This is a genomic window from Ruminococcus sp. (genome assembly GCF_017549005.1).
Classification (GTDB): Bacteria; Bacillota; Clostridia; order Oscillospirales; family Ruminococcaceae; genus Ruminococcus.
Map to the genome: position 1 here is coordinate 74,187 of NZ_JAFYYT010000053.1, position 21,508 is coordinate 95,694.

General features: G+C 42.6%; 25 protein-coding genes, 1 tRNA gene and 3 pseudogenes. 7 read left to right on the forward strand and 22 right to left on the reverse strand.

Annotated elements, in window-relative coordinates; translation table 11 throughout:
* Positions 1-273: 273 nt before the first annotated feature.
* The 3 genes from IKW96_RS13030 (at position 274) to IKW96_RS13040 (ending at position 1,274) form a co-directional block, all read left to right on the forward strand.
* A complete protein-coding gene (locus tag IKW96_RS13030; RefSeq protein ID WP_296575683.1) occupies positions 274-423 on the forward strand; it encodes a hypothetical protein in 150 nt (49 codons plus the stop codon).
* Positions 420-917, forward strand: a complete 498-nt coding sequence (locus IKW96_RS13035; RefSeq protein ID WP_296575686.1) for a type I restriction enzyme endonuclease domain-containing protein — start codon at positions 420-422, stop codon at positions 915-917. Before IKW96_RS13030 ends, IKW96_RS13035 begins: the two co-directional genes overlap by 4 nt.
* A gap of 281 nt (positions 918-1,198) precedes the next feature.
* Positions 1,199-1,274, forward strand: a tRNA-Trp gene (locus IKW96_RS13040).
* 109 nt (positions 1,275-1,383) lie between these two features.
* Here the strand turns inward: IKW96_RS13040 and IKW96_RS13045 are convergent.
* The 3 genes and pseudogenes from IKW96_RS13045 to IKW96_RS13055 all read right to left on the reverse strand — a co-directional run.
* Positions 1,384-1,566: pseudogene (locus IKW96_RS13045) on the reverse strand (tyrosine-type recombinase/integrase); the annotation flags it as partial.
* A gap of 24 nt (positions 1,567-1,590) precedes the next feature.
* Complete coding sequence (locus tag IKW96_RS13050; protein WP_296575689.1) at positions 1,591-3,216, reverse strand: recombinase family protein; 1,626 nt, start codon at positions 3,214-3,216, stop codon at positions 1,591-1,593.
* A 98-nt stretch (positions 3,217-3,314) separates the two neighbouring features.
* Positions 3,315-3,512, reverse strand: coding sequence for a hypothetical protein (locus IKW96_RS13055; RefSeq protein WP_296575692.1), 198 nt, complete (start codon positions 3,510-3,512; stop codon positions 3,315-3,317).
* Positions 3,513-5,353: 1,841 nt separating this feature from the next.
* Between IKW96_RS13055 and IKW96_RS13060 the strand changes: the two genes are divergently transcribed.
* Together IKW96_RS13060 and IKW96_RS13065 are read left to right on the forward strand one after the other, a co-directional pair.
* Entirely contained in the window at positions 5,354-6,040 is a 687-nt protein-coding gene (locus IKW96_RS13060; protein WP_296575695.1) for a leucine-rich repeat domain-containing protein, read from the forward strand.
* A gap of 11 nt (positions 6,041-6,051) precedes the next feature.
* Positions 6,052-6,747 carry a hypothetical protein gene (locus IKW96_RS13065; RefSeq protein WP_296575697.1) on the forward strand — a complete coding sequence of 232 codons (696 nt, stop codon included), beginning with the start codon at positions 6,052-6,054 and terminating at the stop codon, positions 6,745-6,747.
* A 155-nt stretch (positions 6,748-6,902) separates the two neighbouring features.
* On the opposite strand, the gene IKW96_RS13070 is transcribed toward IKW96_RS13065, so the two are convergent.
* The 5 genes and pseudogenes from IKW96_RS13070 to IKW96_RS14845 all read right to left on the reverse strand — a co-directional run.
* Positions 6,903-7,790 carry a LysR family transcriptional regulator gene (locus tag IKW96_RS13070; protein ID WP_296575701.1) on the reverse strand — a complete coding sequence of 296 codons (888 nt, stop codon included), beginning with the start codon at positions 7,788-7,790 and terminating at the stop codon, positions 6,903-6,905.
* A 129-nt stretch (positions 7,791-7,919) separates the two neighbouring features.
* Positions 7,920-8,366 (reverse strand): flavodoxin family protein, encoded by a 447-nt coding sequence (locus IKW96_RS13075; protein ID WP_296575704.1) that lies wholly within the window; start codon positions 8,364-8,366, stop codon positions 7,920-7,922.
* Positions 8,367-8,377: 11 nt separating this feature from the next.
* Positions 8,378-9,265, reverse strand: coding sequence for an aldo/keto reductase (locus IKW96_RS13080; protein WP_296575707.1), 888 nt, complete (start codon positions 9,263-9,265; stop codon positions 8,378-8,380).
* A 13-nt stretch (positions 9,266-9,278) separates the two neighbouring features.
* On the reverse strand, positions 9,279-9,977 hold the full coding sequence (locus IKW96_RS13085; protein ID WP_296575710.1) for a flavodoxin: 699 nt from the start codon (positions 9,975-9,977) through the stop codon (positions 9,279-9,281).
* A 186-nt stretch (positions 9,978-10,163) separates the two neighbouring features.
* Positions 10,164-10,337 (reverse strand): annotated as a pseudogene (locus IKW96_RS14845) (DUF6809 family protein); the annotation flags it as partial.
* Between IKW96_RS14845 and IKW96_RS13090 the strand changes: the two are divergent.
* Positions 10,267-10,704: a hypothetical protein gene (locus IKW96_RS13090; protein WP_296575713.1), complete on the forward strand. Its 438-nt coding sequence runs from the start codon at positions 10,267-10,269 to the stop codon at positions 10,702-10,704. The pseudogene IKW96_RS14845 and the gene IKW96_RS13090 overlap by 71 nt on opposite strands.
* A gap of 443 nt (positions 10,705-11,147) precedes the next feature.
* Here the strand turns inward: IKW96_RS13090 and IKW96_RS13095 are convergent, their stop codons facing one another.
* From IKW96_RS13095 to IKW96_RS13115, 5 genes are all read right to left on the reverse strand, one after another.
* Positions 11,148-12,656: an aldo/keto reductase gene (locus IKW96_RS13095; RefSeq protein WP_296575716.1), complete on the reverse strand. Its 1,509-nt coding sequence runs from the start codon at positions 12,654-12,656 to the stop codon at positions 11,148-11,150.
* Complete coding sequence (locus IKW96_RS13100; protein WP_296575719.1) at positions 12,646-13,215, reverse strand: sugar O-acetyltransferase; 570 nt, start codon at positions 13,213-13,215, stop codon at positions 12,646-12,648. The genes IKW96_RS13095 and IKW96_RS13100 overlap by 11 nt, the downstream gene beginning before the upstream one ends.
* Before the next feature lie 14 nt (positions 13,216-13,229).
* A complete protein-coding gene (locus IKW96_RS13105; protein WP_296575721.1) occupies positions 13,230-13,772 on the reverse strand; it encodes a flavodoxin family protein in 543 nt (180 codons plus the stop codon).
* A gap of 11 nt (positions 13,773-13,783) precedes the next feature.
* Positions 13,784-14,785: an alpha/beta hydrolase gene (locus IKW96_RS13110; RefSeq protein WP_296575791.1), complete on the reverse strand. Its 1,002-nt coding sequence runs from the start codon at positions 14,783-14,785 to the stop codon at positions 13,784-13,786.
* A 235-nt stretch (positions 14,786-15,020) separates the two neighbouring features.
* Positions 15,021-15,245, reverse strand: coding sequence for a hypothetical protein (locus IKW96_RS13115; RefSeq protein WP_296575724.1), 225 nt, complete (start codon positions 15,243-15,245; stop codon positions 15,021-15,023).
* 136 nt (positions 15,246-15,381) lie between these two features.
* Between IKW96_RS13115 and IKW96_RS13120 the strand changes: the two genes are divergently transcribed.
* Positions 15,382-16,272, forward strand: coding sequence for a LysR family transcriptional regulator (locus IKW96_RS13120; RefSeq protein ID WP_296575728.1), 891 nt, complete (start codon positions 15,382-15,384; stop codon positions 16,270-16,272).
* 173 nt (positions 16,273-16,445) lie between these two features.
* Here the strand turns inward: IKW96_RS13120 and IKW96_RS13125 are convergent, their stop codons facing one another.
* The 9 genes and pseudogenes from IKW96_RS13125 to IKW96_RS13160 form a co-directional block, all read right to left on the reverse strand.
* On the reverse strand, positions 16,446-17,150 hold the full coding sequence (locus IKW96_RS13125) for a LysR family transcriptional regulator (protein WP_296575730.1): 705 nt from the start codon (positions 17,148-17,150) through the stop codon (positions 16,446-16,448).
* Between the two features lie 3 nt (positions 17,151-17,153).
* A pseudogene (locus tag IKW96_RS14850) lies at positions 17,154-17,231 on the reverse strand (LysR family transcriptional regulator); the annotation flags it as partial.
* Positions 17,228-17,359 (reverse strand): hypothetical protein, encoded by a 132-nt coding sequence (locus IKW96_RS13130; protein ID WP_296575794.1) that lies wholly within the window; start codon positions 17,357-17,359, stop codon positions 17,228-17,230. The gene IKW96_RS13130 and the pseudogene IKW96_RS14850, both read right to left, overlap by 4 nt.
* 4 nt (positions 17,360-17,363) lie before the next feature.
* Positions 17,364-18,218: a Sir2 silent information regulator family NAD-dependent deacetylase gene (locus IKW96_RS13135; RefSeq protein ID WP_296575733.1), complete on the reverse strand. Its 855-nt coding sequence runs from the start codon at positions 18,216-18,218 to the stop codon at positions 17,364-17,366.
* Complete coding sequence (locus tag IKW96_RS13140) at positions 18,184-18,951, reverse strand: protein-ADP-ribose hydrolase (protein WP_296575734.1); 768 nt, start codon at positions 18,949-18,951, stop codon at positions 18,184-18,186. The genes IKW96_RS13135 and IKW96_RS13140 overlap by 35 nt, the downstream gene beginning before the upstream one ends.
* Before the next feature lie 4 nt (positions 18,952-18,955).
* On the reverse strand, positions 18,956-19,573 hold the full coding sequence (locus IKW96_RS13145; RefSeq protein ID WP_296575738.1) for a 4Fe-4S binding protein: 618 nt from the start codon (positions 19,571-19,573) through the stop codon (positions 18,956-18,958).
* A 51-nt stretch (positions 19,574-19,624) separates the two neighbouring features.
* Positions 19,625-20,062 (reverse strand): Rrf2 family transcriptional regulator, encoded by a 438-nt coding sequence (locus tag IKW96_RS13150; RefSeq protein ID WP_296575740.1) that lies wholly within the window; start codon positions 20,060-20,062, stop codon positions 19,625-19,627.
* Positions 20,063-20,079: 17 nt separating this feature from the next.
* Positions 20,080-20,709, reverse strand: a complete 630-nt coding sequence (locus IKW96_RS13155) for an NAD(P)-dependent oxidoreductase (protein ID WP_296575743.1) — start codon at positions 20,707-20,709, stop codon at positions 20,080-20,082.
* Positions 20,710-20,906: 197 nt separating this feature from the next.
* A complete protein-coding gene (locus tag IKW96_RS13160; protein WP_296575746.1) occupies positions 20,907-21,488 on the reverse strand; it encodes a TetR family transcriptional regulator in 582 nt (193 codons plus the stop codon).
* Positions 21,489-21,508 lie beyond the last annotated feature (20 nt).

Below are 21,508 nucleotides of genomic sequence, written 5' to 3' on the forward strand. Positions count from 1 at the left end.
GTCGGTTAAACTAAAAAGATGTAAGAGTATTTGCCTCTTACATCTTTTTTCTTAGGTTAATGACATTACCCGATTAAGGTGTTTCCTCGGTCAATTTGTTCTTTGCGAGTTCGGCATCATACTCCGCTTCAAGCATGGAATCGGCTGTGACCTCACGGCACAAAAAGCAGGCACGATAAAACGAGTCATCATAATCCAGCTTGATGCACTTTTTACAGGTGAATAAGAAATAACATTCATCGACATGATCCAGTGCATCGTGTTGTTGAGGATATGGTGCATGATGCAATCACCTACACTGATGTAGAGAATATCGTTGATGAGAACAAGCAGGTAGACTTATTCAGCGAAAACTTCCTTGATGAACTGAAAAAGGTCAAAATGCCTATAACACGTTTTAATGCCTTATTGAAGCTTTTATGAAAAGCTATTACTGCGTATGGACGCACAACAAAGTTAAGGCTATCGCGTTCGATGAACGATTAAAACAGGTCGTTGACGCCTATAACAGCAGAGATAAACTCGTATTTACGAGCGTAGTTGTAGCTGACTTTGTTAACGACCTTTCTGATCAGCTTATACAAATACTAAAAGATTTGCAGGAAGATAAATCATCTTTCGAAAAAATGAGTATCACTTATGAAGAAAAGGCTTTCTATGATATTCTTGTTAAAGTATGTGATGTTCATGGCTTCAAATATGAGGATGAAAAGTGTATTATTCTCGCAAAGAAAATCAAAGAACTAGCTGATGATAAATCACAATTTGCTGATTGGTCTACTCGTGATGATATAAAAAATCAGTTGAATATGGACTTAATAGTGCTTCTATATCAAAATGGCTATCCGCCTGAGTGGGATGAAGAGGTTTTTGAAAAGGTTATGGAACAAGCTGAGAATTTCAAGAAATATAATTAAAAATTAATTGCCCTGCATTAGCAGGGCATTTATATTATACTTTATCTGAATATAAATAATGTGTTATCATTTCTGCTGTAACGATGTAAAAAGTTTGAGAAATGTATTAAAGGCTTTATGTAAAAATGATATAAGTATTTTTATAATAACATTATTAATTATAGCGAGTGTGGACTTAACAGCAATAATAGTTAAAAAATAAATTTTTCTTAAATCCCTTGACAGTTAGCATCTATTCTGATATAATTAATGTGTTGCGATTGACCAGCGCCATTTTTTATAGGGGTATAGCTCAGTTGGTAGAGCAGCGGTCTCCAAAACCGCGTGCCGAGGGTTCAAGTCCTTCTGCCCCTGCCAGTTTTAAAGTAGAGGAAACGTCGATATATCGGCGTTTCCTCTTTTTGCTTATGGAGTAAAAATGGGGTTTGTCCTTTATCTGTCCTTTATTTATTCATTTAACAGTAAATTACGCACCCTTTGTTTTTTCTCGGTTTAGTATACATTTTGCTACATCGTCCATTGCTCGTGCCTGCGCTTCCTGGAAAGTATGAGCGTAAATGTTCAAAGTCGTTGTAGCGCAGCTGTGACCTAAACAGCCCTGCACAGTTCTGATATCTACACCGTTGTTGATGAGAATTGTGGCATTGAAATGTCTGAACCCTCCGTTTGCACACTACTCAGAGATTATCTCACATTTTTCCACAGTTACGCCCCAAATATTGTGCGTATGAGGAATTCTTTCGTTCCGATAGGTCAAGTGAAAACCGAATGGAATACAAGATAGATAAAAGTCTATCGTACTGTTATCATATACTACTATCTTTTTGAGCATGGAATTATAGACCTCAAAGCTGTCTGTATCCATATTCTCTGTTTGATTGATCTGAGCAATATATCCGCGTATTGCTTCAAGCTGCTTCTGATGATAACGACTAATATCACTGTTATTTGCAATCTGCTCGGATAACTCTGCGATTTCAGCATCATACTGATTCACCTGAACTTTCAGATCGTCTTTTGAAATGATGCCCTCAAGCATAAGATCAACAGAATTGCGCTTCTTTTCAGAGATTTTTTCAATTCTCTCCTGCAACGGCTTTGTATCTGTCACGGTAGCGGTTTCCTGTATGAACTTAATGTCAGCAAGAAGCTGCTCAGAAATACTATCTCGTTTATTCTGAATATGCTCCAGTACATATTTCATGCAGGTGTTGATGACTTTTTCAGTGATAAATCTATTGTCGCATCCGACCATAACACCGTTAACATTCATTTTCTGTACTGTACCATACTTAGAGCGATTGATACAGCGCAGACAACGATTTTTTATAGTTTTCCTACCCGTAATTCCAAAAGGACTTCCACACTTACCGCAATAAACCCGGCTGCTATGCCAATAGTGCTGAGAATACTTACGCCCCTCACGAGATTTTTTACCGCGCTTGCTTAGTAACTCCTGTGCTGCCTCAAATACTTCTCTGGAAATAATCGGTTCATGGTGATCTTGTATCGAAACAATGGGAACATTTGGGTTTGTTCCATCATTCCATGCTTTTTTCTTCGTGAGATAGTCAGTGCATACTTTTTTCCATTGCACCAGATCACCGCAATACTTCTCATTTTTCAGAATTCTTATCACAGAATCCTGACGAAAAATCGCACCCTTTATGCTTGTATAGCCTTCAGCGTTCAGTTCATTTGCAATTATAGAGCTGCCCTTGCCTTCATAAACATACTTATGAAAGATGTGTCTGACAATTTCTGCTTCTTCGGGTATTACTTCTATTTTACCTTCTTTAATACGATAGCCAAGCAGATGAGAATATCCGTAAACGTAACCATTTTCCATTTTACGACGCATTCCCCATTTAACACGCTCAGATATCTTACGACTTTCTTCCTGTGCAATGGATGACATAATTGTCAGGCGAAGTTCACCATCCTTTTCACGGGTGTCAATACCGTCATTCATAAAGATTACGCCGATATTTAACGCAGACAGCTTTCGGGTGTAATTAAGAGTATCCACGGTATTTCTTGCGAATCTACTTACTTCTTTTGTAAGAATGAGATCAATTCTGCCGTCCTCACTATCGGCAATCATACGATTGAAGCCGTCGCGTTTTTTGACGGAAGTTCCTGTGATACCTTCATCATAATATACCTCGACAAGTTCCCAGTCTTCATGCTCACTGATATACTCGGTGAAATACTTTATCTGTGCTGACAGAGAATTGAGCTGATCTTCCATGTTGGTGCTTACGCGGCAGTACGCCGCAACTTTAGTTTTGTTATTCATTTTCCTCCTTTTCCCGTAATGGGGAATGAATCCCCCTGCATTTTTATTATATAACTTTTACACTTTAAAGTCAATACACAAATGCAGAGGGAATGTGTTCATGCTGCCTGTTCGGACTGCTCCTGCAATGCGATAAGCTTTTCAAGCTGTTCCGCAGTTATGAGTCCCTGTTTGTAAAAAGCATTGTAGTAACCGATCTTCATTGCCTTTACAAACTCTTTCTCCTGTTCGTCTGTCAGAGCAATAGATGAAGTGGTTTCTGTTGTTACGATGGTTTCATTTTCATTCCTTTTCATAATACTCCTATCCGCTGCATTTTTTGCAGACTTTTCATATAAAAATTTCGGTATTTTCACTTTCATCCCTCCTTGAAAATTTTTTGTTTCTGAGATGAAACACGTTATGTAATTTGTCTGCGAATCTGCAAATCGTATACCCATTATAGCTCACTGGAACTTCATATTCAATTGACATTATGGCAGAAAAAAGCCCCCGAAAAAAAGCGCTTTTCCGGGGGTATACTGCTATCTCTGATAGGGAGTATTCTGTTGTATTAAAAGTCATAAAAGCACAGCAACTACTCATTCCTGTTGTCAAAATCAAACAAGCGTTTGCTAATCATATTTTTATCCATTCAGATGTTCGTGTAAGGTTTGTACAAATATGCTTCTTCAAAAAATCTGATTTCCGTCAGGGGGCTACTGCAAGTCTGTATTCTGTTGCAACGAAGAATAGATACTTGTAAGATGTGGCTCTGCTCTTGATGCAGTAGATACTGCTGCAAGGGATGATTTTATTTTTTATAGCAAGATAACAAGTTTGAAGTCCTTATACATATTTTATAAAGGCAAAGGGGCTGGGAATTTCCCAAAAAAGCGAGCTGCAAGTGTTACGGATTTTTCAAAAAATCGAAAGTGTACGTACACTTGATATGCTTGCTCCCCTCTGAAAAAGCAAATACAGCTTTTGAAGGAAATGCCAAAGTGTACTGACACTGGCGTTGCTTGCTCTCCTCCCAGGCGCGCTAAAGGAGCCGAAAACTTTTTAAGTTTTTCTCTGTATCGCAGGAGAAACTTTCATTGAAAATCATAATATTCCGAACTCCGTTGGAAATGAAAAATGTACTCAGTTATCACTTCTACAGAAATCATTTTCAGGAAAAATCTCTTTCTGCGCTTGCCATTTTGAAATAGATTTCAAAATCGGTGTATTTGATGTATTTGGTGTCTAATTGCCTGTATTCCGAAACTTCAAAAATACATCTGATACAGCGGCGATGTATTCAGTGTGTATCCGAAAACGGCTTAACACCGTATGTGAATACACTGAATACACCAAATACATCATTTTTCAAATTCAGATGAAAATTACTTTTCCCAAAGGAGACTGTTTTTATAAAGCTGAGTCATGTACCGTGTACCAAAAGTAACAAACGTAACAGCTCATAAATGTGGTACATCTGGTACGTGGTACGGCGCTGCTATTCTTAAGAGTTTGAAAACTGTAATGGATTTCAAAAACGGTGTGTTTGCTGCACATGGTGCGTAAACGGCTATATATCGCGGAGCTTTTTACACAGCTGCTGTTCCATTGCTGTACATGAGGTGTGTAGTGCTGTACATAGGTGTGTAAAAGGAATGCCGTAAAATAGAGGCAAACTGAAATTTTACACATCTACACGGCATTTTTTTAATTCCATCTGAGATTTTTTCTGTAGAGCATATCAATAAAAATCATTTTTTTCAGTTCTGCTTCGACAATTAAAATGAGCATTTCTTTTCTTCATTGACCCTGTGCATTGTAAAAATCCTCACAGTGATATTCGCTGCAAAACTCTTTTTCCTTTGCTACTTTTTTCCCTGATTTAAGGGCGCACTTATATACCACTTTCATGGTATGTGCGCTCTGCGAGGCTTTAATATAAGTCTTGAAATAATTTTTACATTATAATTTTTGTCTGAAAATATCAGCGAGTATAGCTATAATCTTCACAATTGCTTAACAAAGGAAATCTTATAATAACTAAATTGTAAAATTTTTATTATCATATTGAAAAAATATGTAAAATGTGATATAATGCTATTGTTGATAAGCTACACATTTTTATTTAAAATTTATAAAAGGAGAGATATTATTTATGCAGCAGAATAACATGGAAATTGTCAATGGAGTTTTAATAAAATATAATGGATTAGATGATGAAATCATTATTCCAGATACAGTTACTCGTATTGGCACAAAAGCCTTTTTTGAATATTTTAACATTGAAAGTATTATAATGCCAGATTCGGTATTATATATAGACGAATTAGCTTTTCGTGACTGTATAAGTTTAACAAGTATTAAACTTTCTGCCAATTTGATTAGTATTGGAAAATCAGCCTTTATGGGGTGTAGTGATTTAAAGAAAATAATAATTCCAGATTCAGTAACAGATATAGGTTACGAAGCTTTTGAATACTGTAGTTCATTAAAGGAAATCTCCTTATCAAATTCTCTTAAAAGCATTGAATCCGGCATGTTTGAAGGCTGTGCAATTGAAAAAATAATAATTCCCGATTCGGTAAATATAATTGATGATGCTGCATTTTTTGAATGCAGTAAGCTTAAAGAAATAGTAATTCCCAATTCAGTTACTTGCATTGGTAGTCAAGCTTTTACTGGATGTAGTAGTTTAATATCTATAACTATTCCAGATTCTGTAACAAGTATCGGTGACCTTGCTTTTGAGAATTGTACCAGTTTAACATCTGTAACAATTCCTGATTCAGTAACAAAGATGGGAAATAACGTTTTTGAGGGTTGCATCAATTTAAAAAATTAGGAGTACATATTATGCCTCCAAAACAGAAAAAGCCAAAAGAAGAGTGGAAAGACTACATCACTGATTCTAAGTTGATGGTTTTATACGTACTGCTGAAGTATACTGATGAAAAACATATGCTTGAAAAAAAGAAACTTGCTTCCATAATTGAAAGAGAATTCGGAGAGCATCATGCTATAAACATCAAAACCATTGACACAAGTCTAGATGCAATCGAAAGCTTCCTTGAGAACAAAAGCGATATATTCGGAAAATATAAGAGCGGCGCCAAAAATGGTAAAAAGATAAAGACTAACATTAGGATTGAGCATATATTCAGCGATCATGAGTTGAGATTTCTAATCGATATGGTAAGTTCATGCGAATATATAAGAATCGAAGAACGCAAAGATCTTATTCAAAAACTACTGACACTTTCTTCAAAGAATCTTGCTTCTGAGCTAAGACCTTATATTTTAAACTGTCCTAAAAAGAATAAGCCTATGAGGACTGAATTTGACAGAAACCTGAAAGTGATTCATGAAGCAATCGTTCATAAAAAACAGATACGTTTTTACCGTGCAACTCGTCAGACTAGTGGATTTCTGCTGCTTTCTCAGTTTCAGCTTGCGTTTCCTTTTCTGTTACAGCAGCAGTTGTTACCGCCTCTGTCGCCTGAGTTGTTTCAGCAGTTGTGTCAATACTTTCCTGACTTCCACAGCCTGTGAGCAGTCCTGCGATCATCAGGAATGGGATCATGATTTTCATTGTATGTTTCATAAGCAATACCTCCGTTTCGGTTTTCTTTACCTACATTATAGCAAAACGGAGACCTCATGAGAAGTCTCCGTTTGTTATGACCTATTAACCTTTGGGTTATTACTTATTCAGCTTTTTTCACCGCATTCAGGAACCGCTTCACGGTCTTGCTCGGTTTCGGTGCATGAAGCAGACCGAAGGGCATAGAATAGTCCCAGTCCACAGGCAGCGTTTTCAGCAGCGGATGGACATTAGACCACATATCAATGCACATCAGGACATGATCGCTGTTCTCGCAATCGTTGAACACCGAAAGATTGATGAAATCAAAGGTCACAATGTTGATCTCAGGGTGTTCTTCCGTGAGCCATTTGCGAAGCCTGTCCGTTTCCTCGTTCCAGCCCTCACGGATCAGCATGATCGACCTGCCGTGCAGGTCTTCCACGGTCAGCCTGTCTTTTTTCGCAAGAGGATCATAAACCGATACTGCACAGCGCATCGGTACATCTGCTACAAATTGTGCAGCACACTGCCAGTGTTTCAGCGCCCGTTCATCATAAACTCCGCACACGATGTCAATGTTCTTTCCCATGTTTTTGAGTATCTCTCTTGCGTTTTCGGGAGTGTTTTCAAAGGGGACGAGCTGGAATTTGATGTCGGGGATCTCCTCTCTGATCTGCGTCCACATATCCACAATGGTCTGTCCGGGTGTCATGGTCGATGTACCGATACGAAGTACAGACGGTTGTGTGTCATCGGCTTTCTTCGCCCTCTCTACCGATTCACGGCAATAGGCAATGATATACCGTGCATCCTCATAGACCGATTGTCCTGCCTTTGTAAGCTGCAAGCCCCTGTGCGTGCGTGTAAACAGACGAACGCCGAGACTGTCCTCCAAAAGATTGATCTGCTTGATTACCGCAGGTGGCGAGATAAACAGTGCTTCCGCCGCTTTATTGAAGCTGCCGCTGTCTGCGACAACGATAAATGTGTCGAGCTGGTGGTTATACATAATAATGCTCCCTTCGTAGAGATCTGCTATATTCCATTATATCACAGCACCGACGAAAAAGCAAGCATAAACCTTTAGGTTAATGCCAAAAGACCTGTCCAAACATATCAGACAGGTCTTTCATACATCTTATACCTTTGCAGACAGCTTTTTTGCATCGGAGGAGTTCACGATCATACCCTCATAGGAAAGTCCGTAAAGCCCGGCAAAGCGTGACATTGTATATTCTCCGGCTTCAAGCATCCACTTTTCGGGTGCTGCTCCCTGAAAGATAAAGAACAGCTTGCCGCTCAGTTCTCCTTGCCCGACCGGACCATAGCATCTGTCAAGCAAAGTACGCACACTGCCACAGATGTTGTGCCAGTAAAGCGGCGAGCCGATCACAAGCACATCTGCCGCCTTGATCTTTGCGATCACTTCATCAAACTGATCGTTAGGGAGCTTCTGTCCGTACACGCCGATCACATAGTTTGTCAGATTCAGCGTTTCGTAATTCTTACCGTTCAGCAATATCTTCGCAAGTCCGGCAGTATTTCCATCAGGATTCGGGCTGCCGTTGATAAATAAAATGCTCATATCATTTCTCCTTACCAGTTCTTTGTTTCCTTCTCACTTCGATTGTTCTTCTTGCGTTCCTCGACCATCTTCACGAACCACTCCACCATTGCAGGATCGTAGTGGGAGAAGAACGAGCTTGTCGCCGTGTCGAGGGCGGCGATCGCTGTCATATCCTCATCGGACAGTACGAAATCGAAAACGTCGATATTCTGGATCATACGATCTCTGTGTGTGGACTTTGGCAGCACCACAACACCACGCTGGATATTCCAGCGGAGCATGACCTGTGCGGAGGTCTTGCCATATTTTTTGCCGATATTTATGAGCGTTTCATTCTCAAACAGACCTCCTCTGCCTTCACCGAAGGGCGCCCACGCCTCACACTGTACGCCGTACTTGTCCATATACTCCTTAGCAACCTTCTGCTGATTGAGGACGTGCGTTTCCACCTGATTTACCATTGGCACGATGTTCGCAAAGCTGGCGATGTCTACCAGTCTGTCAGGATAGAAGTTGGATACGCCGATCGCACGGAGAACGCCCTCGTTGTAAAGCTCCTCCAATGCACGGTATGCACCGTAATAATCACTAAATGGCTGGTGCAGGAGCATCAGGTCGAGATAGTCCGTTTTCAGCTTTTCAAGGGAGGTGTAGACCGACTTCTTGCATTCCTCGTAGCCGTAATGCTCCACCCAGACCTTAGTTGTCAGGAAAATATCCTCCCTCGGAATACCTGACTTTGCGATCGCTGCCCCGACTTCCTCCTCGTTGAAATAACTCTGCGCTGTGTCGATCAGACGATAGCCCACTGAAAGTGCATCGGTCACGCATCTCTCGCACTCATCCTTTGTCACCTGATACACGCCGTAGCCGAGCATAGGCATTTTGATCCCATTGTTGAGCTGTACATATTCCATAGTAGACCTCCCATTAGTCATTGATATATCCCTGACTTTTCAGCCAATTCGTAACTTCATTCAGATCGGTATTATTTCCGTTAAAACCCTCTGCGACCGTTGCCCCGTCACATTCGTCCTTCAGAAGCTCATAGCCCGAATCCACGCCGCTGCCCTGATTGGTGCAGAACGGAACGATGGTCTTTCCGCTGACATCGTATTCCTCAAAGAAAGAACCGATCGGCATCGGGGCATTGAACCACCATACGGGAAATCCCACATAGATCGTGTCGTACTGATCGAGATCATCGGGAAGTCCGATCAGCTTCGGACGGGTGTTAAACAGTTCCTCCCAGAACGCACGATAAGCCGTCAGCGGATAACTCTCATAATAGAGCCTGCTTGTCTGAATGCTGTACAAGTCAGCACCCGTTGCTTGCTGGAAAAGTCTTGCAACGTACTCCGTGTTACCGTAAACATTGCCGCTGTTATCCGTTCTCATACTTGCCGATGAAACAGCATCGGTCTTGTCGAGATCGACTACATCTGCCTGCGAGAAATAGACCACAAGCGACTTCGTTTCACTTTCACCTCTGATAATCGCATTGTCCTTCTTGTTGCTCTTACCACCTAAAATGATGACAAGCGATATGATAACAAGTATCAGCAGGACAACAAGAAGCGCTTTCAGAAGTCCCTTGACTGTCAGTTTCTTTTTTGCCTTTTCTTCCATGATAACACCCCCGATCGAAGTTCTTTGAGTGTATTATACCATGAAAAGAAGGCTTTGAGAAGTTTCGATTGGTTATATGGTTTGAACCTTTGGGTTATAACTTGCTGTAATTATGGATCATCAAAGAGCTACGCCTTCCGTACACGGTCACTGAGGACATAGCCCTTTCCTTATGCTGTGATCATATCAGTCCTGAATCTCCTGCATCATAGTTGCACCGTCCTTGAAGCCGACCTTGTAGGCAGCTCTCATCTCAGCGGCGGCAGTCTCGCTCACGCAGTCAAGTATCTTGTGGAATACGTCAATCTGCTCCTCGTTCAGTGAATTTTCAAACGGTATGCAGAGCTTGTTGAACTCGTCTCGGTTTTATTACTGTAAAACCAACCGTCCAAACTTTACTACCCTTGAGGTATATAACTATATCCCGAGAGGCTATGATAATGATTATGGAGCTCCAAACGGAGAATCTTTCATAATAACTGATATACATTACGACCACGCTACAGCTCTTGTCGCATATGGCGGCTGCTACTGGGCCGGTCCTTCAGAGGTCATGGTTGGAGATCTTTCGTCTCCTCTTTCCTTTAAGCCACATCTCATAAGGCTGTACGATTTATTTGATCCAGATAGTGAAGCAGAGATTGACGTTATTGATTTTGAAAGCTGGGACAACGGATTATCACTAAAAATTGACTGCAAAAGAACTGTTATCATGAGTATTGAATAATTGAAACAAATGCTGTATTGAAGGCTTGTACTGCATTCTTCTAGGCTCAGAGATAATGTTGTTGAAACCGTATTCAATTAGAAGAATAGTATTTCATCAGGTAAAATCTCATTCCATACAAGTATTCCATACGAAAAAAATAAAAGGCTAATTATAGGCGAAAACGAGGCTTTATAAATATTCGAATCCCTCTCTGTCCGCTCTTTTAAGAAGCCTGTATTTCGAGAAAAACACCGAAATACAGGCTTTTCTCATGCCTGTAGAAAACAGTTTTAAATGCATTTTTGCAGTCGCGTGTGAAGAAAAAACAGGCGTTATGCACACGGAATGCACATGAAATGCACACGACGAAAGGCAGTATAACGATACAAAATAAGCCAGCTCCTTTACGGAGCTGGTCTTTTTATAATTTCATATTTGTTGTTGCTAATGGTATGTATAGTTTACCAGTTTTCATATCGTTTTCCTGTATGCAGTGCTCTCATTCTATGCATTTCCTCATCGGACAGATCAAAATCAAATACACTGATATTTTCAAGGATATGATCTGGGTTCTGCGAACCAGGTATCGTAATATATCCTGCCTGCAAATGCCAGCGAAGGATTATCTGAGCGGAAGTCTTGCCGTGTGCTTCTGCTATATCCATGATCGTTTCATTGCCGAACAAGTCCTGCGTATGACCTCTACCGCCGAATGGATACCATGATTCGATTACTGTTCCATACTTTGATACATATTCTTTGAATTCCGTATTCTGATAGAATGGGTGGTTCTCATTCTGTACCACCGCCGGCTTGATGTTCTCACCTGCAGTAACACGCTCATATTCTTCCGGAGTATAATAATTTGAAATACCAATACTGCGGAGCTTTCCGTCTCTTACGCCTTGACACAGAGCCTTATAGACCTCCGTATCCTTGCTGCCGGATTGATGTATCAGCATAAGGTCGATGTAATCCACGTTTAGTCTTTTAAGCGAATCGTCTATAGACTGATATGCCCTCTCATAATTGGAGGGCATTACTTTTGTTGTGATGAAAACATCTTCACGTTTTACTATACCTTCGGATACAGCTCTTTTCAGACCGTTGCCTACGCCTGTTTCGTTGCCGTAATACTGAGCCGTGTCGATAAGACGATAACCGTCTTTCAATGCTGTATAGACTGATCCTTCAACTGTTTCCTCGTCCTGCGTCCAGGTACCGAGTCCGAGTATTGGCATTGCATAGCCGCTGTTCAGCAATACGGTCTTGCTGTCAAAATCAAATTCTGTTTTCATATTTTTCTGTTCAAGTATCTTTTTTCTCATCAGAACAATATCAAAGGTACTCCATATACCATCATTATCAAGATCATAATGTTTATCTGTCAGGTCATTTTCTGTTGGTTTCCCAAGGATAAAATCGCTGAGATTGCGTATATCCTGCACTGTATATGTGACCTTGGTGGGGGCGAGCTGAAAAGAAACAGTTACTCCGCCGCTTCCAAGTGCATCGGTCAATCCGGTTGTATCCTTGATATGACCAATCTTAGTGTAGGTGTATGATGTGTCAAAGCTCTTGTAGAAAACAACAAGGCAGTTATCACCATACAGCATAATATCACCTGCGGTTATCCTGCCGACTTTTTCTGGAGCTGACGGTAATTTCAAATCAAGATAATAATACTTCTCATTGCTGTTAAGTTCTGACATATCAAGTGTCATGGGCAGAAACTCCTTCAATGCTGTAACGGTATCATTATTTTCAAGCGTGATCTGAAACTCTTTATCTCCGACAGAAATGTTCATAATAGGCTCGGATTCTTTCACTGTCTGTTCTTTAAATTCCGTAGCAGTGGCTGTTATGGAACTTCCTTTGTTTGTTGGTAAGGCGTCTTCATATGCTCCGCAGCCGCTGAACATAAGCATGACAACAGAAAAAAGAAATGATGTAAACAATCTATTTTTCATCATATATACTCCTTATCACTTTCGCTGGACTTCCGACTGCTATCATATTTTTGAGAATATCTTTTGTCACCACCGAACCTGCACCGATGACAGCATTATCTCCGATCGTAACTCCCGGAAGAACTGTTGAGTTAGATCCTATCCAGACATTTTTGCCGATATGTATAGGCTTTGGTATCAGGTCATGGCGTTCTTCGGGAAGCAGTCCGTGATTCAGCGTTGCAAGCACTGTGTTATGACCAATCAGCGCACCATCTCCGATATAGATACCGCCCTGATCCTGAAATTTACAGCCGGCGTTGATGAATACGCCTTTACCAAGATGGATATTCTTGCCGCAGTCTGTATAGAACGGCGGGAACAGCCCGACTTCAACAGGGTCTCCAATCAGCTCGGACATAAGGACATTTATTTCATCGGGTGTATGATAACGGCTGTTGATCTCCATTGTGATGCGGATAGCCTCCTGACTGAGACGGTGCATCGTCTGATGTATCCCGCACTCCGCCGTGACCTGTTTGCCGCTGTCCATATATGCAATAAACTCTGATGTTGTCATAGCTGCCACGCTCCTCAGACATTATTTCCTAATTCATAAGCAGCTTGCAGATATGCTTCATTTGCTTCTGCATCGGCAGGCTCGGATAGTCCTCCGCCAGAAAGTACCTTGACGAGACTTGCTTTTTCAAAGCAGTTCACCCAGCCCTGCATACCGCCTTTAGCTGTCTGACAGACCTCATCGCCGTCCTCAGCAGAGGCAGTGATAAGATACACATCTCTGAACTTGTAGTCGGACGGATAAAGCGGATTACAGCGGTCAAGCAAGGTTTTGAGCTGACCGCAAAGCTCATAGTAATAAATCGGATTTGCGAAAATCAGCACCTCGGCATTTCCGACTTTCTCACAGATTTCCGAAGCATCGTCATTTATCACACACTTCATTGTTTTCTGACAGGCAAGACAGCCCTTGCAGAAATTCAGTGTTTTGTCTTTCAGCGTGATGAATTCTACATCGTGACCTGCGTCCTCTGCGCCCTTTGCCGCCTGTCGGGCAAGTATTTCGGAATTGCTTTTGTTACGCAGGCTCGATGATATGACAAGTACCTTTTTAGACATGTTTTTCTCCTTTATTTAAGATATTCACGGTAGAACTCTTCAATCTTATCAAACGGAATTGCGTCCTTTCCACCGCCGTCATAGAGGTCGGTATGAACCGCATCAGGAATGATCATGAGTTCCTTATTGTCAGCATATTTGCTGTCCTTAGTCATAGCTTCATAAGTGTCTCTGCTGAAATAACATGAATGAGCCTTTTCACCGTGGATAAGAAGAACCGCGCTTCTTATCTCGTTGCTGTAGGTATTGATAGGCTGATTGATGAATGACATGCAACCTATTGAATTCCAGCCATCGTTTGAATTAAGTGAACGACTGTGGTATGCTCTGCCCTTGTAATACTCGCTGTAGTCCTTTACATAAAACGGAACATCATCAGGCACCGGAAGAGGCAGACAACCGCCGCCGCGTACATATTCTCCTGAAGCGTAGTCTTTTGTACGCTGTGCGTTGAGAGCTTCTTTCGTCGCAAAACGTGATTCTTCATTATCATTCTCATCAAAGTATCCGTTTGCATTGACTCTGGACATATCATACATTGTAGCTGTAACAGTTGCCTTGATGCGTGTGTCCAGTGCTGCAGTATTTATCGCCATGCCGCCCCAGCCACAGATTCCGCAGATTCCTATCTTATCAGGATCAACATTATCCTGTACTGAAAGGAAATCAACTGCTGCCTGAAAGTCCTCTGTATTTATATCAGGAGAAGCCATATATCTCGGCTGACCTCCGCTTTCTCCCGTAAAGGAAGGATCAAAAGCGATAGTCAGGAAACCGCGCTCCGCAAGTGTCTGTGCGTAAAGACCGCTGCATTGTTCCTTGACTGCGCCAAAAGGTCCGCATACTGCGATAGCAGCTAATTTTCCGTCGGAGTTCTTCGGAGTATACATATCAGCCGCAAGTGTAATTCCATATCTATTGTGGAAAGTAACCTTCTGATGGTCAACCTTGTCAGACTTCGGGAAAGTCTTGTCCCATTCCTGCGTAAGTGTAAGATTTTCCATGAAATTCATTGTATTTCCTCCTTTTTCTGTCATATCAGTGATGAGCTGTTCGGTTGGATCAGCTTCTGTCTGTGAGCTTTTAGGCGTATCAACGTTATTCTGTGTAGAATTGTTCTGAGAATTGCCGCATCCAGTAAGTAATGCAGTACATAGGCAGATCATTATAGTTGCCAATCTAATCTTTTTTTGTTTCATAATAATACTCCTTCTAAGTAATGTGATACGTAAAGCTTTACTGATGTGATCATGATCGTTTTATCGTGTGGGTGAAGTAGTCAAGGCAGTCTATACAATAATTATACTTATGGACTCTGTCGAGCAGTGAAAGTCTGTGCTTTGTAATCAGCTTATCAAGTGCTGTGTACTGCTTCTGTTCGATCAGCTTTATACACTCAGATATTTCTGCTTCTGACATACCTGCATCGGTCAGGTTGCGCTTTATTCTGAACAGGTCTATTTTGTCTGCCATGCTGTTCACCTCCCTGTGCTTTCATTCTAACATAGTTCATACGAAATAGCAAATACTTTATAAGCAAATCAAGATATGCTTGACAGGCATATCACGAAATGATATAATATAGCCATACCCGAAAGGAGGTACGGCTATGGAAATTCGTGTATTACGCTATTTTCTTACTATCGCAAGAGAAGGAAGCATTACGGCAGCTGCTGAACAGCTTCATATTACTCAGCCTACGCTGTCAAGACAGATCAAGGACTTGGAGGATGAACTTGGACAGAAATTGTTTCACCGAAGCAGTCACAGCATGAAACTGACACAGGAAGGTTTCATATTTCGTAAAAGAGCCGAAGAAATAGTTGCAATGGTGGATAAGACATCCGCTGAATTTCTTTCTATGGATAAACCGATTGCAGGTGATATCTATATCGGTGGCGGAGAAACTCTTGCAGTAAGTCTTATTGCTGACCTCATTTCAAAGCTAAGGACGGAATATCCAGATATACGATATCATCTTTACAGCGGCAATGAAGCTGATGTAACTGAACGGCTTGACCGTGGTTTGCTTGATTTCGGTATTCTTGTTCAGCCTGCAAATGTTACGAAATATGACTATATACATTTGCCTGCCGAAGATATATGGGGAGTTGTTATGCGTAAGGATTCTCCGCTTGCAAAAAAGAAAGCTATCGCCAAAGCAGACATTATAGATTTACCGTTGATTTTTTCTCGTCAAGTATTGAATACAAAAAGCGAAAACAACGCTTTCATTCAATGGTTCGGTGATGACTTTGATAAACTGAATATAGTCACTACTTTCAATCTGATGTATAATGCTGCACTTATGGTAAAATCCGGGGTTGGCTACGCTGTAGGTATAGACGGTATAACTAACACGAGTGACGAAAGCGAACTATGTTTCCGTCCGCTTGCTCCGAAAATGATCTCGGGACTTGATCTTATATGGAAAAAGTATCAGGCTTTTTCTCCTGCAGCTGAGCTGTTTCTTGAAAAATTACGGGATACTTTCGGTTGAAAGAGATTTGGAACCGGCAAAAATGCCGGCTCTTTCTTAATTCACATATACTTTACTTCATATCCCATAACAGCATATGAATAAGCCCTGCCCCAAACGGGGCAAGGCTCTTATCATTCCATCACATATTCTGCTATCTCCTGCGGAGTTTTTTCATCAACCGTCCCTTTTTGTCAAAATTTTCTCTCCAATATCATATCCGCCATTTTCTCAGCCGCAGGAGAAAGCTCGTTAAAATCATGAGCGATAAGGCTTATCTCCACTTCAATATCCGGCTTGACTTTGCCTATCACAAGGCTGTTGGGAATGCTCGACAGCATAAGCTCCGACAGCACACCTGTACCATTTCCCTGTGACACCATGTTGAGCTGTGTGCTTGCGGCATCAACGATCATTGCGTGGGACAGGTCAATGTTTTCTTGCTCGGCGATTGAATCTCTCGCAATACGGCATAGCACAAGGTCGGTTTGCACCTTCCTGAGATCAACGCTTACCGCCTTATCACGGTTGACCGAGACCATGTGATCTTTCGTCAGAACTCTGTGCTGTAAGCCGAGATAGGGCGATGTGCTTATGCCTATATCAGCCTTGTAATCAAGCACCATATTTTTCACTTCAAGGGGATTGCTTTCCAGCAGCTCTACCTTTACATCGGGGAACTGTTTGCGGAATATTGGCGATATCCTCGGCAATATAATTGATGTTCCTATGGGTACGGCAGCGATACGAACAACACCGCCGGACAGTTCGTTTTCCTCCATAGCCGTCTGATAGAGCCTGTTTTCAAGAGCCTGCATCTGATTTGCAAGCAGCAGTATCCTTTCACCCACATCGGTGAGGATAAGGCTGCTTCTTTTGTTTCTGATGAACAGCTTCACACAAAGCTCGTCCTCTAATTTCTTCACAGCCTGACTGACAGCAGGCTGTGAGATATACAGCTTTTTTGCGGCTTCGGTCAGACTGCCTTTTCTGCTCTCGGAAGCAAGTGCTTGACGGCTATCTGATACTTTTCACTCTCCGTGTAGCCACTGAACTGAATGACCTCCATGCGATTGAGAAGTGGTGCGGGGATTTTTTCTTCAAACATCTATTCACTTTTCAGCTATACCGTCCAGCACTTCCTGAATATCCCCATTGATACAGATGCTTTGCTCCTGTATCTCATCGGGAACATAGGCTTCACCGAAATTCACGCAGGCATAGACAGCTTTCGGATTTGCATAGGTCATCTTCCAGAAGGGATATTTAATGATGACGGGCGTGTTCATGCCGACGCCGAGTTCAAGGAACAGGATATGCTGTCCGTTGTGGCTGTCGAGGAAATCATGATAACGCTCAGCAGCTTTGTGCCAGCCCTCATCCTCGACAAAGGTATCATCTGCACGAAGGTTCATGCTCATAGGCTTTCCGCAGACGGGACAGTGCGGTATCAGCTCGGTGGGGATACGCATATCTTTCTGCTGTTCAAACATTGCCCTGACTGTTTCCTTGTTGTCGTAGGTCTTTTGGTGACACGGTTCACTGCACTGCCACAAGCCGTAATCGCCCTGCGTGTAAAACAATCGGCTCTTGTCAAATCCTGCCTTTTGAAACTGATGATCGACATTCGTGGTCAGCACGAAATAGTCTTTGTCCTTCACAAGCTCAAACAGCCGCTTGTATGTGCCGTTGTCTGCGTCCATGTAGCGGTTGATGTAAATGTAGCGTGACCAGTATGCCCACTGTTCTTCAAGTGTCGGGAACGGATAAAAACCGCCGGAATACATATCCCTGAAGCCGTATTTTTCAACGAAATCGGCAAAGTATTTCTGCAAACGCTCTCCCGAATAGGTAAAGCCTGCTGCTGTGGAAAGTCCTGCACCAGCACCAATTATAATAGCATCAGCAGTCTGTATTTCTTTTCTCAGGCGTTCAATTTCTGCCGAGTAATCCTTTGTATATCTCATAATCGTCCTCCTTGAACACGTTGAAAACAACCTGTATATCGTGTTTCTGACGATATTCTCTTACTGTTCGGGCAGCGATCTCCGCCGCTTCTTTCTGCGGAAAACCGAATACTCCTGTTGAGATACAGCAGAATGCAATACTGCCGATTCCGTTCTGTACAGCAACATCAAGACAGCTTTTGTAGGAGCTTTCAAGCAGCCTGCAATGCTCCTCGGTGAGCTGTCCCTGAACGATCGGTCCGACGGTATGTATTACATAGTCGCAGGGCAAGTTATATGCTTTCGTGATCTTTGCCTGTCCGGTCGGTTCTTCGTGTCCCTGCTTTTCCATAAGCTGACCGCATTCGTACCGGAGCCGAACGCCAGCAAAGGTGTGTATGCAGTTGTCGATACAGCTATGGCACGGCTGCCAGCAACCTGTCATTCCGGAGTTGGCGGCATTAACGATCGCTCCGCATTTCAGCGTGGTAATATCGCCCTGCCAGAGATAAACACCGTCCTCTATGAGCGTTAAGTCCGCAATATCGGTGATGCCTTTGCTTTCGGTCAGCTCTCGCAGATACTCGTCCTCCGTCTGCAGAAAGCTGTCATCTGCTTTCACCGCAGGACGGATATTCACAAGGCTTCTGTAAAGTCGGAACTTGTCGTTGTTATTATCGGGAATACGGATATCGCCCACATCTTTTCTTTCCGAAAGAAGATAGTCTATCAGAAAATCGAGTTTGTTTGTCATACGATCACCTCTTTACAACAGCACCTACGGGACATATCGCCTCACAGTTTCCGCAGTGCAGACAGTTTTCCTGCCTGATAACAGCCTTTTCCATCAGGGCAATACAGTTTTGCGGACAATCTGCAAGGCATGAACCGCAGGCGATACAATCATCGGTCACGAAATATCCGCTTGCTTTATTCTCAGCACCGCCGAATATGAAGCTGTCACGCTCTATGGGTTTCTTGGAAAGATCGAACCATTCTCCGCTGCCTTCATATATCTGGAAGACAGTCAGAGCCTTCCGGCTTTCTTCGGTCGGATATATTTCAAGCATATACGGATTTTTTTCAAACAGCAGTGGGAGCATATCCTGTCCAATCTCTCTGACTTTGCCACGAACAGAAACGGCGGTACAGCTCATGGTATCCTCGCCCTTTTTGCCCGATAATGCAAGATAGCTCTTATCCTTTAACCGCTGATAGAAGTTCTTACCCTTTGCAGTGAGGAAGTACAGACCGTTTTCATCGGCGTACATCATATCTATCACGCAGGTCACGGGCAAGCAGTCCTCGTCCACGGTCGCAATTACGGTGGAGTGTATCTGCTCCACGATGAATGCGAGATAATCTTTCACTGTCATAACATCACCCTCTATGGAAAGAGTGTGCTGGGTTTCAGCACACTCTTATGTTTATTCTTCTTCGATGATCTTCTTGGTATCGGCAACGATCTCTGCAAGCGTAGTCTTTTTCAACTCATTTTCAAGAGCCGACTGAGCCGCTTCAAGTCTGCCGTCCATGACCTTATGTATATTCCGTCCCACGGGGCATTTCGCATTGGGGTTCTCATGAAAGCGGAAGAGTCCGTCATCGTCCGTGCATTCTACAGCTCTGTAAACATCATACAGCGTGATCTCGCTTGTGGGCTTGGCAAGGTGTGCGCCGCCGCTGCCCTGACGAGTTTCTACGATTCCTGCCTCACGGAGCTGTCCGAGGACATTGCGGACGATCACCGCATTCACGCCCGTACTGCCCGAAAGGAAATCGCTCGTTACACGCATCTCACCGTCGAAAACCTCGATACAGGTGAGGATATGAACTGCCGCTGTAAATTTACTTGTAATCTGCACGAATGATCATCTCTTTCTTATTCTCTAACTACGCTGATGCGCTGACCAATGTGACCGCCTTTTTCAATCTCGTCAACCATAGCAACTGCATAGTCTGCATAGCTGATAATGCTCTCGCCCTTGCTGTTGAGAGTAAGTTCTTCGCCTGCAAGGATGTATTTGCCTGTGCGTTCGCCGTCAGCCTGAAAATCTCCTGCGGGGCTGATGTAAGTCCACTTGACATCATTACGCTCACGGAGTTCGCCCAGAGCTTTAGCCATAGCAGCCGCAAGGGGCTTGAAGATCTCAGGGAAATCAGCACCGTCAGAAACGCAGGCGGTATGCTCGGCATTCACATAAAGACTTCCTGCACCGCCGACAACGAGCAGTCTTGTATCCGTTCCCGAAAGAACATCACAGATGTGTTTCAGAGAAGTGGAGTGCTGACCGAGCGTTTCGGGAGTCCATGCACCGAATGCGTCCACAACTGCGTCGAAGCCTGCGAGGTCAGCCGCTGTCAGATCGAACAGGTCTTTTACGATAGCATTCTGCGCTGCGGACTTGTTCTCGCCTTTGACAACTGCGGTAACGTCGAATCCTCTGTTTACAGCCTCTTTAACGATGAGCTGTCCTGCCTTGCCGTTTGCACAAATAACTGCGATTTTCATAGTGAATACCTCCTAAAGTATAACATAAATGTGGGTTTCTGTAAAGTTGTAACATCGTTTGTTTCAACTTTCTGACATTAGTATATCACAAGAACTGAAAGTTGTCAATATTATTATTACAACTTTGACGAAGTGCATATAATTTCATGAGATTTATGCGCTTATTAAACAAAAAAGGAGCGCATTGCTCCTTTTCATCATTTATCGCTGTCCAGTATCTCCTCGCTCTTGTAGCGGTATCCAGCAAATGCTTCTTTCATAAAATCAGGTGTCTTTTCGTAGAGAAAAGCTGACATCTTCTCGACGTTCATTTCAAGTGTTTCATAAATCAGCTCATAAAAAACGCCCATAACACCATGCATATGATATTTTAGCTGAACCATCTGCTCTGCTGACAGTTCCTCTCCCGTGACCTCCTTCACGATCTTCTTCGCATTCTGCAAATTGAAGTTGAACATATATGTGTTGACGGCATTTTGTGAATGATCGTTGTATGCTCGCTGATAGAAAATGCGTCTTGCTACCAGATGATTCGTCATCTCTGTAAGTCGTTGCGGAGAGTAATCTGGCTCGGCATCACCAACGATATAGGCAAAATCATGCAGGAACACCCACGCAGCCAGCTCATACTTATCGTGGAAATGATAGTAAAAGGTCTGCGGAGTCGTTTCACATCGCTTGCAGAGGTCAAGCACTCTGACCTTATCAAATGGTTTCTCCTGCAATATTTCTTCCAATGCGTCTGCGAACATCAGCTTTGTACGGTCTTTCATAGTCATGGCTGTGACCTCCTTTTTCA